General features: G+C 72.1%; 13 protein-coding genes and 1 pseudogene. 8 read left to right on the top strand and 6 right to left on the bottom strand.

Features of this window, described 5'->3' with window-relative positions:
• Positions 1 to 376 (bottom strand): annotated as a pseudogene (locus JMJ56_RS11655) (hypothetical protein); the annotation flags it as partial.
• A 122-nt stretch (positions 377 to 498) separates the two neighbouring features.
• Here JMJ56_RS11655 and JMJ56_RS11650 point away from each other — a divergent pair.
• Entirely contained in the window at positions 499 to 963 is a 465-nt protein-coding gene (locus JMJ56_RS11650) for a GNAT family N-acetyltransferase (RefSeq protein WP_202831773.1), read from the top strand.
• Between the two features lie 30 nt (positions 964 to 993).
• On the opposite strand, the gene JMJ56_RS11645 is transcribed toward JMJ56_RS11650, so the two are convergent.
• The 4 genes from JMJ56_RS11645 to JMJ56_RS11630 form a co-directional block, all read right to left on the bottom strand.
• Positions 994 to 1,755, bottom strand: coding sequence for a metallophosphoesterase family protein (locus JMJ56_RS11645; RefSeq protein WP_202831772.1), 762 nt, complete (start codon positions 1,753 to 1,755; stop codon positions 994 to 996).
• 85 nt (positions 1,756 to 1,840) lie between these two features.
• Positions 1,841 to 3,484, bottom strand: a complete 1,644-nt coding sequence (locus tag JMJ56_RS11640; protein ID WP_202831770.1) for a long-chain fatty acid--CoA ligase — start codon at positions 3,482 to 3,484, stop codon at positions 1,841 to 1,843.
• A gap of 74 nt (positions 3,485 to 3,558) precedes the next feature.
• On the bottom strand, positions 3,559 to 4,539 hold the full coding sequence (locus JMJ56_RS11635; RefSeq protein ID WP_202831768.1) for an ATP-grasp fold amidoligase family protein: 981 nt from the start codon (positions 4,537 to 4,539) through the stop codon (positions 3,559 to 3,561).
• A 231-nt stretch (positions 4,540 to 4,770) separates the two neighbouring features.
• Positions 4,771 to 5,736: a Bug family tripartite tricarboxylate transporter substrate binding protein gene (locus JMJ56_RS11630; RefSeq protein ID WP_202831766.1), complete on the bottom strand. Its 966-nt coding sequence runs from the start codon at positions 5,734 to 5,736 to the stop codon at positions 4,771 to 4,773.
• A 152-nt stretch (positions 5,737 to 5,888) separates the two neighbouring features.
• Between JMJ56_RS11630 and phnD (JMJ56_RS11625) the strand changes: the two genes are divergently transcribed.
• Genes phnD (JMJ56_RS11625) through phnE (JMJ56_RS11605) form a run of 5 tightly spaced genes read left to right on the top strand, consistent with a single transcriptional unit; the run spans position 5,889 to position 10,485 of the window.
• On the top strand, positions 5,889 to 6,875 hold the full coding sequence (gene phnD / locus JMJ56_RS11625; protein ID WP_202831765.1) for a phosphate/phosphite/phosphonate ABC transporter substrate-binding protein: 987 nt from the start codon (positions 5,889 to 5,891) through the stop codon (positions 6,873 to 6,875).
• Positions 6,876 to 6,889: 14 nt separating this feature from the next.
• Positions 6,890 to 7,774, top strand: coding sequence for a phosphonate ABC transporter ATP-binding protein (gene phnC / locus JMJ56_RS11620; RefSeq protein WP_328702359.1), 885 nt, complete (start codon positions 6,890 to 6,892; stop codon positions 7,772 to 7,774).
• A gap of 31 nt (positions 7,775 to 7,805) precedes the next feature.
• Positions 7,806 to 8,786 (top strand): phosphate/phosphite/phosphonate ABC transporter substrate-binding protein, encoded by a 981-nt coding sequence (gene phnD, locus JMJ56_RS11615; protein ID WP_202831763.1) that lies wholly within the window; start codon positions 7,806 to 7,808, stop codon positions 8,784 to 8,786.
• A complete protein-coding gene (gene phnE, locus JMJ56_RS11610) occupies positions 8,783 to 9,658 on the top strand; it encodes a phosphonate ABC transporter, permease protein PhnE (protein ID WP_202831832.1) in 876 nt (291 codons plus the stop codon). Before phnD (JMJ56_RS11615) ends, phnE (JMJ56_RS11610) begins: the two co-directional genes overlap by 4 nt.
• Complete coding sequence (gene phnE, locus JMJ56_RS11605; protein ID WP_202831761.1) at positions 9,655 to 10,485, top strand: phosphonate ABC transporter, permease protein PhnE; 831 nt, start codon at positions 9,655 to 9,657, stop codon at positions 10,483 to 10,485. The genes phnE (JMJ56_RS11610) and phnE (JMJ56_RS11605) overlap by 4 nt, the downstream gene beginning before the upstream one ends.
• An 18-nt stretch (positions 10,486 to 10,503) precedes the next feature.
• Here the strand turns inward: phnE (JMJ56_RS11605) and JMJ56_RS11600 are convergent, their stop codons facing one another.
• Positions 10,504 to 11,004 carry a cupin domain-containing protein gene (locus JMJ56_RS11600; RefSeq protein ID WP_202831759.1) on the bottom strand — a complete coding sequence of 167 codons (501 nt, stop codon included), beginning with the start codon at positions 11,002 to 11,004 and terminating at the stop codon, positions 10,504 to 10,506.
• A 160-nt stretch (positions 11,005 to 11,164) separates the two neighbouring features.
• Between JMJ56_RS11600 and JMJ56_RS11595 the strand changes: the two genes are divergently transcribed.
• Complete coding sequence (locus JMJ56_RS11595) at positions 11,165 to 12,124, top strand: AraC family transcriptional regulator (RefSeq protein WP_202831757.1); 960 nt, start codon at positions 11,165 to 11,167, stop codon at positions 12,122 to 12,124.
• A 71-nt stretch (positions 12,125 to 12,195) separates the two neighbouring features.
• Positions 12,196 to 13,176, top strand: coding sequence for a Bug family tripartite tricarboxylate transporter substrate binding protein (locus tag JMJ56_RS11590; RefSeq protein ID WP_202831755.1), 981 nt, complete (start codon positions 12,196 to 12,198; stop codon positions 13,174 to 13,176).
• The last annotated feature ends 7 nt before the right edge of the window (positions 13,177 to 13,183 follow it).

The following is a 13,183-nucleotide window of genomic DNA, read 5'->3' as shown; positions in this document are numbered from 1 at the left end:
GGCCTTGGCCCAGCGGCGGTAGGAGCGGGAGACGGTGTCGGGCTTGCCATGCCCGGGCGGCAGCAGGCGCCAGGGGGGCGCGGCCGCCGCGATGCTTGGTGGTGGCCCAGCGGAAGATGGCGTCGAGCCGCGCGCGCGGGGTGCCGTCGAGCGGCCGGCCGCGCTCGGCCATGCCGCAGGCCATGGCGGCCATGAGGGGTTCCATCTCGGCCCATTCGGCATCGGTCATGGGCGCCCAGGGGCGGGCTGGCGTCAGGCCGGTGAGCGGGTCGAGATAGATGCGGCGGAGGATGTCGTGCCGGGTCAGGAAGTCGGGCGGGACGAGGCCGGCGGGGATGGGGTCGGGGCGGCGGGGCTTGCGGCGGAGGAGGGGCATAGCGGGCGGCTCCCGTGGCAGGCCGCGAACATAACAGGAACGAACCGAAAAGGCAAGGCCGGCGGGGCTTCCCGGTCGCGCCGGCGGCGGCATACTCGGCGCCAGGAGCGTTGCAGGTGCGCATGTTCGAGATCCGCGAAGACGACCTCTCCGGCGAGCCGACCAGGCGGCTCCTGGCCCTCCATCTGGCCGGGATGCACGCCAATTCGCCGCCCGGGTCCGTCTATGCCCTCGACCTGTCGGGGCTGACGGCGCCGGGGGTGACGGTCTGGTCGGCCTGGCAGGGCGATGCCATCGCCGGGATCGGGGCGCTCAAGCTGCTCGGCGACGGCACAGGAGAGGTGAAGTCCATGCGGACCCATCCCGACCATCTGCGGCAGGGCGTGGCGGCCGCGCTGCTCGAGCACATCATCGGCGCGGCGCGGGCACGCGGCCTCGCGCGGCTCAGCCTGGAGACGGGGACCGGGCCGGCCTTCGAGCCGGCGCTCGCGCTGTACCGGCGGCGGGGCTTCGTGAATGGCGAGGCCTTCGGCGGCTATCAGGCGAGCTCGTTCAACCAGTTCCTGCACCTGGCGCTGCGGGTGTAGTCCCTGAACCCGCTCGGGAATGGCCCCAGATCAGCCGCTCGGCCCTGAAATCTCCTGAACCCGCCCGGTCGCGGTCCAGCGCGCCACGCCCGGCTTGCCATTCCGTCGGGCCTGCTCCGCGGCCCGGTCCCAGTCATAGGCGACGGCGTGCAGCGCGGCGGACCATATTCCGCCCGGCTCGCGGGTGACCACCGCATAGCGGGCGTGGGGTGCTCCGGCCTCGATCGCATGGGGAACCGGATCGTCGTCCGCGTAGGCAGGCATCCCGATGCTGCCGGGATTCACCACGGTCACGTCGCCGACCCGAACCATGCGCGGCATGTGCGTATGGCCGCACAGCACGAGGCGCGCGGAGCCGATGCCCGCCAGCCTCGACCGGATCGCATCGTCGGGGGCGAGGACTGCCCGGCCGCTCGCCACGTCATCAAGCAGGTAATCGAGATCGCCCCCCGCAGGACTGCCGTGACAGGCGAAGACTTCGCCATCCGCGAGCCGCAGCGTCGCAGGCAGGGTTGCGATCCAGGCCATGTGAGCGGCCGACAGCAGCGGACGGGCGAAGGCGACGGAGCCGCTGGAGTCATCACCTTCCAAGAGGTTGCGCTCGTGGTTGCCGGCCAAGGTCGGGCATCCCAGGGCGATCTGCGCATCGGCGCTGCCTGCCGGATCGAAGGGCCCGGTGGCCAGGTCGCCCAGGTTGACGATGAGGTCGGGCGCCTGCCGGCGCAGGTCAGACAACACGGCCTCCAAAGCGAGCAGATTGCCATGGGCATCGGCGAGGACCGCGATGCGCATCGGCACGGACTCCGTTCAGGAAACGATGCCATCGGAGGCGCGAGGCGGGCCCGCGCATGAGGGGGGGAGGTGGCGGTCCCTCCCCTTACCCCGCTTTGCGGGCGTCCTTGTAGCGGGTCTTGAGGTCGGCCTTCCACAGCTTGCCGGTCGCGGTGTGGGGCAGGCTCTCGACGAACTCGACCGCATCGGGAATCCACCACTTCGCCACCTTGCCCTCGTAGAAGGCGAGAATCTCCTCGGCGGTCGGGGTGGCGCCGGGCTTGGGCTGGACCAGCAGCAGCGGGCGCTCGTCCCATTTCGGGTGGGGCATGGCGATCACCGCCGCCTCCTGCACCGCGGGGTGGCCCATGATGAGGTTCTCGAGGGTGATGGAGCTGATCCACTCGCCGCCCGACTTGATGACGTCCTTGGCGCGGTCGACGATCTCGATGCAGCCTAGCTCGTCCACGGTCACCACGTCGCCGGTGCGGAACCAGCCATCTTCCGTGAAGGCGGCGTCGCCGGGGCGGTTGAAGTACTGCCCGGCGACCCAGGGGCCGCGGACCTCGAGTTCGCCGAAGGCCGTGCCGTCATGGGCGATCTCCTGGCCATTGCCCTCGCGGATGCGGATCTCGATGCCGAAGAGCGGGCGGCCTTGCTTGCGGGCGTAGTCGAGGAAGCGGTCGGCGTCCCAGTCCGCGTTTTCGGGCTTGCGGGCATTGGTGGTGCCGAGCGGGCTCGTCTCGGTCATGCCCCAGGCATGGAGGATGGGGACTCCGTACTCCTTGAGGAAGCCGGCGTTGATGGCGGTCGGCAGCGCGGTGCCGCCGACGACCAGGCGCGGCGGGTTGGCGAAGCGGCGGGCGGGGTCGGCGCGGAGCCAGTTCAGCAGGGCGGTCCAGATGGTGGGCACGCCGGCGGAGAAGGTGACGCCCTCCTCCTCGATGAGGCGATGGAGGCTGGCAGGGTCGAGCTTGGGCCCCGGCAGGACGAGGGAGGCGCCGGCGGCGGCGCTGGAATAGGGGATGCCCCAGGCATTGACGTGGAACATCGGCACGACAGGCATCACCACGTCCTGCGCGCCGATGTTGAAGCAGTCCTTCTGCAGGGTGCTGATGGCGTGGATCACCGTCGAGCGGTGGCTGTAGAGCACGCCCTTCGGCTCGCCCGTGGTGCCGGAGGTGTAGCAGAGCGAGGAGGCGCTGCGCTCGTCGAGCTCGGGCCAGGGGAAGGTCGTCGGCTGGCCGGCGATCAGGCTTTCCTGCGCCAGCAGCTCGCAGCGGCCGCGGAGGGGGCATTCGGCGGGCAGGTCGGCCTCCGTCCCCATGACGATGACGGTGCGGAGGCTGGCGGGGAGCTTGTCGGCCAGGGCCTCGGCGCCGGCGAGGAGGGTCGGGTCCACCAGCAGGTGGGTGTCCTCGGCATCGGCGAGGATATAGGCGATCTGGCCGGGGAAGAGGCGCGGGTTCACCGTATGCAGGACGGCGCCCATGGCCGAGATGGCGTAATAGGCCTCGAGGTGGCGGTGCTCGTTCCAGGCGAGGGTCGCGATGCGGTCGCCGCGCTTGACGCCGCGGGCGGCCAGCGCATGGGCGAGCTGGGCGGCGCGGGCGGCGATCTCGGGCCAGGTATGGCGGACGAGGGTGCCGTCGGGGCGGGCGGAGACGACCTTGGCGCCCTGGTGGTGGCGGGCGGCATGCTCCAGCAGGCTCGAGATCAGCAGCGGTCGGTCCTGCATCAGGCCCAGCATCGTCGATGTCTCCCCAGTTTGGTTGCTTGGGGGAGACTATCGGCGGTGCCGGCGCCCCGGTGCAAGTCGGGGGTTCAGATGCGACCGGACCACATGTCGCCCATGAAGCGGTCCTGGACCATGCTCGGGAAGCGGATGCAGGCGCTGGCGGGGTAGTGGGTCAGCTCGCCGAACCAGGGCTTGCCGCCGGCGAGGTAGAGGTCGACGCGGACAAAATCGAAATCCTCGCCGAGGCGGGAGGCGATGGCGGCGAGCGCCCTGGCCTCGGGCGGCGGGGTGTAGGGAACGGGGCCGCGCCAGCCGCCGCCCATGAAGGGCAGCGGGCGGAGGTCATCCGGCGTGTAGAAGCGGTAGCCGTACTGCTCCGTGCCGCGGTCGAGATGGATGGAGAGCAGCCGGGCGCGGCCGCGGAAGACGTAGAATTTGAAGTCCTCCGGCACGCCGCTCGGGCGGTCGCCGGCGATCAGGGACTCAGCGAGCAGGCGGGGGCGGAGGTTGCGGTAGCCCCACTCTCCCGTCACCTGATAGTGGTCCTCGGCAAGCCAGGCATTGCACTGGTGGACGGCGGTGGCGCGGTCGAGCACGGCCTTGTCCCGAACCAGCAGGTTCATCTGCCAGCCATGAGCGGCCTTGAGGGCGAACTGCTCGGGGAGATCGTCCCAGGGGATGTCCTCGGCGCGGTCCCAGATGCCGTGGAGGGGAATCAACAGGTCGGAGCCGGCCTTCGCGGCCACGTAGTCGCGGGCGGTGACCTTGTCCGTCGTCAACGGAATCAACGGGCTACGGTCGTTGAGGATTTTCCAGGCGACGTGCTCGTTGAAGGTGCGCGGGTGGCGGAGGTTGGGGGTGTAGCCGAGCGCGGCCTCCATGCGCCGGGTCAACCGCCGGGCGGCGCGGGGGCGGTCGAGGAAAGGCAGGGCATCGGCCGCGCGGCGAAGGTTAGAGTGAATGGTGTGACGCAATCCTTCGACGGCGGCGCGGGCGGGGGCAGCGACATCCGCCGCGCCGAGCGGGGGCTCGGCCTGGAGTCCGGCGGGGTGGAGGATGGCGGACATGGACGCACCTCGGTTCTGGCCTGACCTTAATCTTGGGGGGACCGGCCGGGCAGTCTCTTTGATTGGAAATGTCCTGGATTTTATCGGCAGTACAAAGCTGACATGTCTTCAACCTCCGTTACCCCGTATTTCATTCTGGCAGACGATGGGGATTTGCAGGCCGGCCGGGGCCCCCAATGTTGCTTTATCGAATAGTTCTAAAATTACACGGTTGTAATCTATGTACAGGCATTAATCCGGCTTGATGTCGGCCTCGCGGATGAGGCGGCCCCAAAGGGCGGTCTCGCGGGCGAGGAGGTCGGCCAGCGCCGCCGCGTCGCCGGTGGTCAGCGCCACGCCCTGCTGGGCGAGGCGGGCCCGGAGGTCGGCATCCTCGGTCGCGGCGCGGAGGGCGGTGCCGAGCCGGGCGAGGACGGGGGCGGGCGTGCCGGCGGGGGCGAAAAGGCCTTGCCAGAACACGGCATCGAAGCCGGGGAGCGTGTCGGCAACGGGCGGAATCTCCGGCAGCAGCGGCTCGCGGACAGCGGCGGAGATGGCGAGGCCGCGGGTGGCGCCGTCCTGCAAGGCAGGCAGGGCTTCGAGCACGGCCTGGAACATCGCCCCGATGCGGCCGGCGCGGAGGTCGATCAGCGCGGGGGCGCCGCCGCGGTAGGGCACATGCGTCACCTCGATGCCGGCGCGCTGGGCGAAGAGGGCGAGCGACAGGTGGTTCACCGCGCCGGTGCCGCTGCTGCCGAAATTGAGCCGGCCCGGATTGGCGCGGCACCAGGCGATCAGCTCCACGGTGGTCGTCGCCGGCAGGCTGGGGTGGATGTGGAGGACGAAGGCGCTGCGGAAGACCATGCCGATCGGCGCCAGCTCCCGCATCGGCTCGCGTGGGGTGAGGTTCGGCTGGAGGCCGGGATTGATGGCCAGCGACGAGGTGCCCATCAGCAGGGTGTGGCCGTCAGGCCGGGCCTGGGCGGCCGCCGTGTTGGCGACGGCGGTGGCGCCGCCGACCCGGTTCTCGACCACGACGGGGACGCCGAGTTCGCGGGACATCCGCTCGGCGACGGCGCGGGAGGTCACGTCGGTGACGCCGCCCGGGGCGTAGCCGGAATAGACGGCGATGGGGCGGGCGGGGAAGGCCTCCTGGGCGCGCGCCATGCGCGGGGCAAGCAGCAGGGGCAGGGCCAGCAGGGTGCGGCGGTCCGGCATCGGTTTCCTCCTCGGGTTGCGCGGAGGCTGCGGCGGCGGGGCCGGGCTGGCAAGGGACCCGACAAGGGACATGGGGATGTCATCATTCCATCATCCGTCCGTCACGGGGCATTGCTAGAGGCTCGCCGAAGTCGAATGGGAGAGGCCCCCAAATGCTCGCTCGCCGCCATCTTGCCGGCCTCCTGGCCGGCGCCGCGCTGTTGCCTGCCGCCGCCCGCGCCGCGCGCCGCACCCTCGATTCCGGCGTGGCGATGCCGGCAGCGGGCGAGCGTGCCTGGAAGGCGCAGATGCCGAGCTTACGCATCGGCCTGCTCGGCGGCGAGAACGAGAGCGACCGGCTCGGGCGCTTCGGGCCCTACCAGAAGCTGCTGGAGGAGACCTTCCGGCTGCCGGTGCGGCTGTTCCCGGCCTCCGACTACGCCGGCGTGCTGCAGGCCTTCAGCGCGGGGCAGATCGAGATGGCCTCGATGGGCCCCTCCGGCTATGCGGGCGCCTGGCTCGACACCAATGGCGGCGTCGAGCCGCTGCTGGTGCCGGAGGAGAAGGACGGCTCCATCTCCTATGTCTCGGTGCTGGTGGTGCGTGCCGACAGCGGCATCACCTCGCTCGAGCAGATGCGCGGCAAGTCGCTGGCCTGGGCAGACCCGAACTCCACCTCGGGCTACCTCATCCCGCGCTTCGCGCTCCGGAAGGCGGGGATCGGCGTCGAGAGCGGGCAGTATTTCAGCCGCACCGGCTTCGCCGGCGGGCACGAGCAGGGCGTCGTCGCCGTGCAGCAGAAGCAGTACGACGGGGCGATGACCTGGGCCTCCGGCCAGGGCGACCCGGCGCAGGGCTATTCCCGCGGCAACCTGCGGGCGATGGTGGAGAAGGGCATGCTGAACATGTCCGATCTCCGCATCATCTGGACCTCGGAGCCGATCATCAACGGTCCGCTTACCGTCCGCACCACGCTGCCGGCGGAGTTCAAGGAGGACATGAAGGCCTTCCACCTGGCGCTGCCGACGAGCAACCCGCAGGTCTACGAGCAGATCGAGCGTGGCGGCGGCACCGGCTACCGCGAGGTGACGCACGCGCAGTTCCAGTTCCTCGTCGAGATGCGGCGGGAGGAGGCGAACGAGCGCCGGCGGCGGTCCTGACCGGAGGGGCGGTCGTGGGGTTGCGGCAAGTGGCGGCGCTGGAACAGGATGTCGCGGCCTGGATGGGTGCGCGCGGCATGCTGGAACTGAGGGGGCTGACCCGGCGCTTCGGCGCGACGGTCGCCGTCGACCATGTGGACCTCGATGTGCCCGCCGGGCAGATGGTCGGCATCATCGGGCGGTCGGGCGCGGGCAAGTCCACCCTGCTGCGGATGATCAACCGGCTCGAGACGCCCTCCTCGGGGCAGATCCTTTCGGGCGGGCGGGACGTGACGGCGCTCGAGGGGCGGGGCCTGCGCGAATGGCGGCGCGACTGCGCCATGGTCTTCCAGCAGTTCAACCTCGTCCAAAGGCTCGACGTGCTGACCAACGTGCTGATCGGGCGGCTCGCCTGGCAGCGCGGCTGGCGCTCGCTGATGGTGCTGGTGGGGGCGCGCTTCACCGCGGAGGAGCGGGCGATGGCGCTGGCGGCGCTCGACCGCTTCGGCCTGGCCGAGACGGCGCTGCAGCGGGCCGAGACGCTTTCGGGCGGGCAGCAGCAGCGCGTCGCGCTGTGCCGGGCGCTGCTGCAGCAGCCGCGGCTGGTGCTGGCCGACGAGCCGATCGCCTCGCTCGACCCGCGCAACGCGCAGCTGGTGATGGATGCGCTGCGCGACGTGAACCGCCACGACGGGCTGACGGTGCTGGTCAACCTGCACCATCTCGACACGGCGCGGCAGTATTGCGACCGGATCGTCGCGATGCAGGCGGGCAGGATCGTCTTCGACGGGACGCCGGCGGCGCTCACGCCAGAACGGGTGCGGGCGGTCTACGGCATCACCGAGCAGGAATTCGCCGCCGAGGCGGAGGCGCGGCGGCGGGCCGCCGAGCCTGCCCCGGTCACCCTGGCGGTGGCATAGTCCGGGGTTCGACCCTGGACGGAGCACCCCGATGCCGACGCGACGCGCTGCCCTGGCCGGCCTGCTGGCCCTCCCCCTGCTCCCCTGCCCTGCCCTGGCTCAGCGGCGCTCGGTGGATGCGGGGATCGAATTCCCCAACGCCGGGGCGCGGGCCTGGAAGGCGCAGCTGCCGCAGCTCCGCGTCGGGCTGCTCGGCGGCGAGAACGAGGCGGACCGGCTGGGGCGGTTCGACGCCTATCGCGCGCTGCTGGAGCGGACCTTCGAGCTGCCGGTGCGGCTGTTCCCGGCCAGCGACTATGCCGGGGTGATCCAGGCCTTCGGCGCGAAGCAGCTCGACATCGCCAACATGTCGCCGGCGGCCTATGCGGGCGCCTGGCTCGACACCAATGGCGGCGTCGAGCCGCTGGTGACGACGGAGGAGGCGGACGGCTCCGTCTCCTACGTCGCGGTGATGCTAGCCAGGGCCGATAGCGGCATCACCTCCATCGAGGGGATGCGCGGCAAGGCGATGGCCTGGTCGGACCCCAATTCCGCCAGCGGCTACCTGATCCCGCGCTTCTCGCTCCGGCGGCAGGGGATCAACCCGGAGCAGTTCTTCGGGCGGACGGGCTTTGCCGGCGGGCATGAGCAGGCGGTCGTCGCGGTGCTGCAGAAGCAGTACGACGCCGCCGTCACCTGGGCGAGCGGCCAGGGCGACGAGGCGCAGGGCTTCACCCGCGGGGCGCTGCGCGCGATGGTCGAGAAGGGGCTGGTCGACATGCGGCAGCTCTGGGTGATCTGGCGGTCCGAGCCGATCATCAACGGGCCGCAGACGGTGCGGAGCGAGCTGCCGGCCGCCTTCAAGGAAGACATGAGGCTCTTCCACCTGGCGCTGCCGAAGGCCCATCCGGACATCTACCGCCAGATCGAGCGCGGCGGCGGGGCGGGCTACCGCGAGGTCTCGGCCGCCGACTACCAGTTCATGATCGACATGCGACGGCAGGAGGCGGCGGAACGCCGGCGACGCAACTGAGCACTTCCGTCATCCTTCAGGGCGAGGCCGCCTACCGCGCGGCGCGGCGGCAGAAGTGGCGGGCGACGCTGCTCGGCCTCGTCATCCTCGCCGCCTGCCTGCTGGCCTCGGCGCGGATCAGCGAAGCCTATCCGGCGACGCTGCTCGCGGGGCTGCCGCGCATCGGCGAGTACTTCTCGCGCATCCTGCCGGCGCTGCGCTGGGACGCGCTGCTGGGCGGGGTGGAGACGGAGGGCAGCCTCGCCTTCTGGATGTACCGGCTGGACAGCTGGGCCTGGCTGCTCTTCGAGACGGCGAACATGGCGGCGCTGGCGACGCTGGCGGGGGCCGGGGCGGCGCTGCTGCTGGCCTTCCCCGCGGCGCGCAACCTCGGCGCCGGGCGGGTGCTGAACCCGCTGGCGCGGCGGCTGCTGGAGGCGATGCGGACGGTGCCCGAGATCGTCTTCGCGCTGATCTTCGTCTGGGCCTTCGGCGTCGGGCCGCTGGCGGGCATCCTCGCCATCGCGGTGCACACGGCCGGCGCCTGCGGCAAGCTCTTCGCCGAGAGCATCGAGAATACCGGGCTCGGCGCCTGGGCGGGGGTGCGCTCGGCGGGGGGCGGCTGGGCGCAGGCCTGCCGCTTCGCCATCCTGCCGCAGGTGGCGCCGAGCCTGCTCAGCTACGCGCTGCTGCGGTTCGAGATCAACCTGCGCTCGGCCAGCGTCATCGGCTTCGTCGGCGCGGGAGGGATCGGCGAGGAGCTCTACAAGGTGATCGCCTTCAACTACTACGAGGAGATCAGCGCCATCCTGCTGCTGGTCATCCTCGCCGTCTTCGCCATCGACCTGCTGTCGGAGCGGCTGCGGCACCGGGTGATCGGGGCGATGCGATGAGCGCGGCGCCGGATGTGGCGGCCTGGCGGGCGCGGGTGCCGGGGGCCTTCGGCGCCGGCCCGCGCGGGCGGGTGCTGGCGGGGCTCGGCTGGCTGGGCTTCCTGCTCTGGCTCGGCTGGGCGCTCTGGCATTTCGACGTCTCGCCGCAGCGGCTGTGGAACGGGCTCGCGGGGCTGGCGACGATCCTACGGCTGATGGTGCCGCCCTCGCCGGGCGAGTTGTGGGTGGACATCCTCCAGGGCCTCGCCGAGAGCGTCGCCATGGCCTTCCTCGGCACCTTCATCGCGGCGGTGATCGCCGTGCCGCTCGGCTTCCTCGGCGCGGGGAATGTCGTCACCAACACGCTGTTCCGCTTCTCGCTGCGGCGGGTCTTCGACGGGTTCCGCGGCATCGACCAGCTGATCTGGGCGCTGGCCTTCGTGCGCGCGGTGGGGCTCGGGCCGCTGGCCGGGGTGCTGGCGATCGCCACGGCCGACGTGGCGGTGCTGGCGAAGCTGAATGCCGAGGCGATCGAGAATGCCGAGCGGCGGCAGGTGGAGGGCATCACCGCGGCGGGCGGCGGGTTCCTGGCGCGGCTGCGCTTCGGCGTGCTGCCGCAGGTGCTGCCGGTGATGCTGGCGCAGGCGCTCTACTTCTTCGAGAGCAACACGCGCTCGGCGGCGATCCTCGGCGTGGTGGGCGCGGGCGGGATCGGGCTGCAGATCTCGGAGCGCATCCGCGTCAGGCACTGGGACGAGGTCGCCTTCATCATCCTGCTGATGGTGGCGACCGTCGCGGCGATCGACTGGCTCTCGGCGCGGCTCAGGCGGCGGCTGATCGGCGGCTGAGCCGCGCCGGGGCCGGCGCTACTGGTTGCGCGGGTCGTCGGCGGGGTTCACGTAGCGGATGCCCTGCGGCCCCATGCCGTGGAGCTGAAGCTCGGTATCCTCGGTGAACCAGGCGTAGTGGGTCATCCCCTTCGCCACGAAGGAATAGCCGCCGGCGGCCACCCGCTCGCCCTTCGCCTCGTCCAGCCGGTCACCGGTCCCGATGTTGAAGCTGCCGGAGAGGACGGTGACGTTCTCGTCGTTCGGATGGGTATGGGCGGCGATGCGGAAGCCGGCGGGCACGCGGAGGCGGACGACATACATGCCCTCCTTCGACGGGTCGCCGTGCAGCACGGCGAGCTGGGCGCCGCGGGCATAGGCGGCCGGCGCCGACCAGCGGAGCGCATTGGGCTGCACCGTGGCGTGCGGCCCATGGCCGTGCGCGCCTTGCGTTGCGCCTTGCCCCCCGCCCTGGGCCCGGGCGGCGAGCGGCGCCACCGCGGCGGCCAGCGCGGCGGCTGCAAATTCGCGTTTCCTCATCGCTTGTCCTCCCCGTGGTCGTGATCGGGCCGGGGGCAGCCGGCCTCCCGCCGGCGTTGCCCCGCGACGGGTTGCAATTAGACAATCCGCCGGCGAAGGCGAATGACCGGCCGGCCGGATGATCTAGCCGGGCGTCCGGCAGGACGAGGGAGCCCGGCCGATGGACCCGCTCTCGGATGTGCTGCGATCCGTGCGGCTGACCGGCGGCCTCTTCGTCGAGGCGCATTTCACCGCGCCCTGGTGCGTGACCGCGCAGGTGCCGCCCGGCCTCTGGGCCGAGCTGCTGGCGGCCCCTTACCATCTGATCGCCTATCACGTGGTGCTGGAGGGGGAGATGCGGGTCGGCCTGGCGGAGGCGCCGGACTTCCTCGTCCGGGCCGGCGAGGTCGTGCTGTTCCCGCGGAACGACGGGCATGCGCTGTCGAGCGGGCCGGGGCTCCTGCCGGTCCGGGCGGAGGCGCTGCTGCGGCCGGCGGCCGGGGGCGGCCTGGCGCGGATCCGCCATGGCGGCGGCGGCGCGGCGACGCATCTCGTCTGCGGCTTCCTCGGCAGCGAGGGGGCAGCCAACCCGCTGATCGCCAGCCTGCCGCCGGTGCTGCGGCTCGACCTGCGGCAGGGCGCCGCCTGGGGCTGGGTCGAGGCCTCGGTGCGCTTCGCCGCGGCCGAGCTGGCGGCGGGACGGCTGCCGACCTCGGACGTGGTGTCGCGGCTGTCGGAGACGCTTCTGCTGGAGGCGATGCGGCGCCACCTCGCAGCACCCGGGCCGGTGGGGCCGGGCTGGCTGCGGGGCCTCGGCGATCCCTGCATCGGCCGGGCGCTGGGGCTGATCCATGGCGACATCACCCTGCGCTGGTCGGTGGCGGGCCTGGCGCGGGCGGTCGGGATGTCGCGCAGCGCCTTCGTCGAGCGCTTCTCCGCGCTGCTCGGCATGCCGCCGATGCGCTACCTGGCCGCCTGGCGGCTGCACCGCGCCGGGCAGCAGCTGCGCGAGGGCGGGCGGACCGTCGGGCAGGTAACGCATGCGGTGGGCTATGCCTCGGAGGAGGCGTTCAGCCGCGCCTTCAAGCGGCAGTACGGACTCTCGCCGCGGGAGTGGCGGCAGCAGCGGCCTAACCCGTAGCCCGGCGGCTTTACGGGCCGGGCGGGTTCGTGCTGGAAGCGAGGCGAATCTTGCCGAGGGAAACGCCGCCCATGCCCATCCCGCGCCGCCTGCTGCTGGCCGCCCCTGCCCTGCCCGCGGCCGGCCGGGCATCCCCTGCCGCCGCCCAGGCGTCCTGGCCGGAGCGGCCGCTCCGGCTGATCGTGCCCTTCCCCGGCGGCTCGACGCCGGATATCGCCGGACGGACGGTCGCCACTCATTTCAGCCAGGTACTGGGGCAGCCCTGCGTGGTCGAGAACCGGCCCGGCGCGGGCGGCAATATCGGCACGGAGGCGGTGGCGAAGGCGGCGGACGGGCACACCCTCGGCGTCTCGATCAACGGACCGCTGACGACGGCGCCGGCGCTCTACCCGAACCTGCCCTACGACCCGGTGCGGGACCTGGCGCCGGTCTCGCTGCTGATGCGGGGGGCGCAGCTGCTGGTGGTGCGGGCGGGCCTGCCGGTCGGGAGTCTCGGCGAGTTCCTGGCCAGGGTGAAGGCGGAGCCGGGGCGGTACTCCTTCGGCTCGGTGGGCTCGGGCTCGGGCGGGCACCTCGCCATGATGGATCTGCTGGCGCGGGCGGGTGGGGAGATGCTGCACGTCCCCTATCGTGGCTTCCCGCCGGCGGTGATCGACCTGGTGGCAGGGCGGATCGATGCGATGGTCATCATCGCCGCCGGCATCCTGCCGCAGCTGCGCGAGGGGCAGGTGCGGGCACTGGCGGCCACCGCCGAGGCGCGGATTCCGCAGGCGCCGGACGTGCCGACGCTGGCCGAGGCGGGGATCGCCGATGCGGCGAGCTATGCCTGGATCGGGCTGATCGCCCCGGCCTCGACGCCCGGCGAGCGGGTGGCGCGGCTCTCGGCCGAGGCGCAGCGGGCGCTGACGGCGCCGGAGGCGCGGGCGGCGCTGGAGGCCGCCGCCTTCGAGCTGGTGGCGAGCGGTCCGGAGGGGATGCGCGCCTTCATGGCCGCCGAGGCGGCGCGCTGGGGCGGGCTGATCCGGCGGCTGGGGATCAGGGCCGAGGCCTGATCCCCCT

The sequence above is a fragment of the Belnapia arida genome (assembly GCF_016773205.1).
Lineage (GTDB): Bacteria > Pseudomonadota > Alphaproteobacteria > Acetobacterales > Acetobacteraceae > Belnapia > Belnapia arida.
The sequence above is the reverse complement of the archived record's forward strand: the minus strand, read 5'-3'. Positions and strand labels throughout refer to the sequence as shown.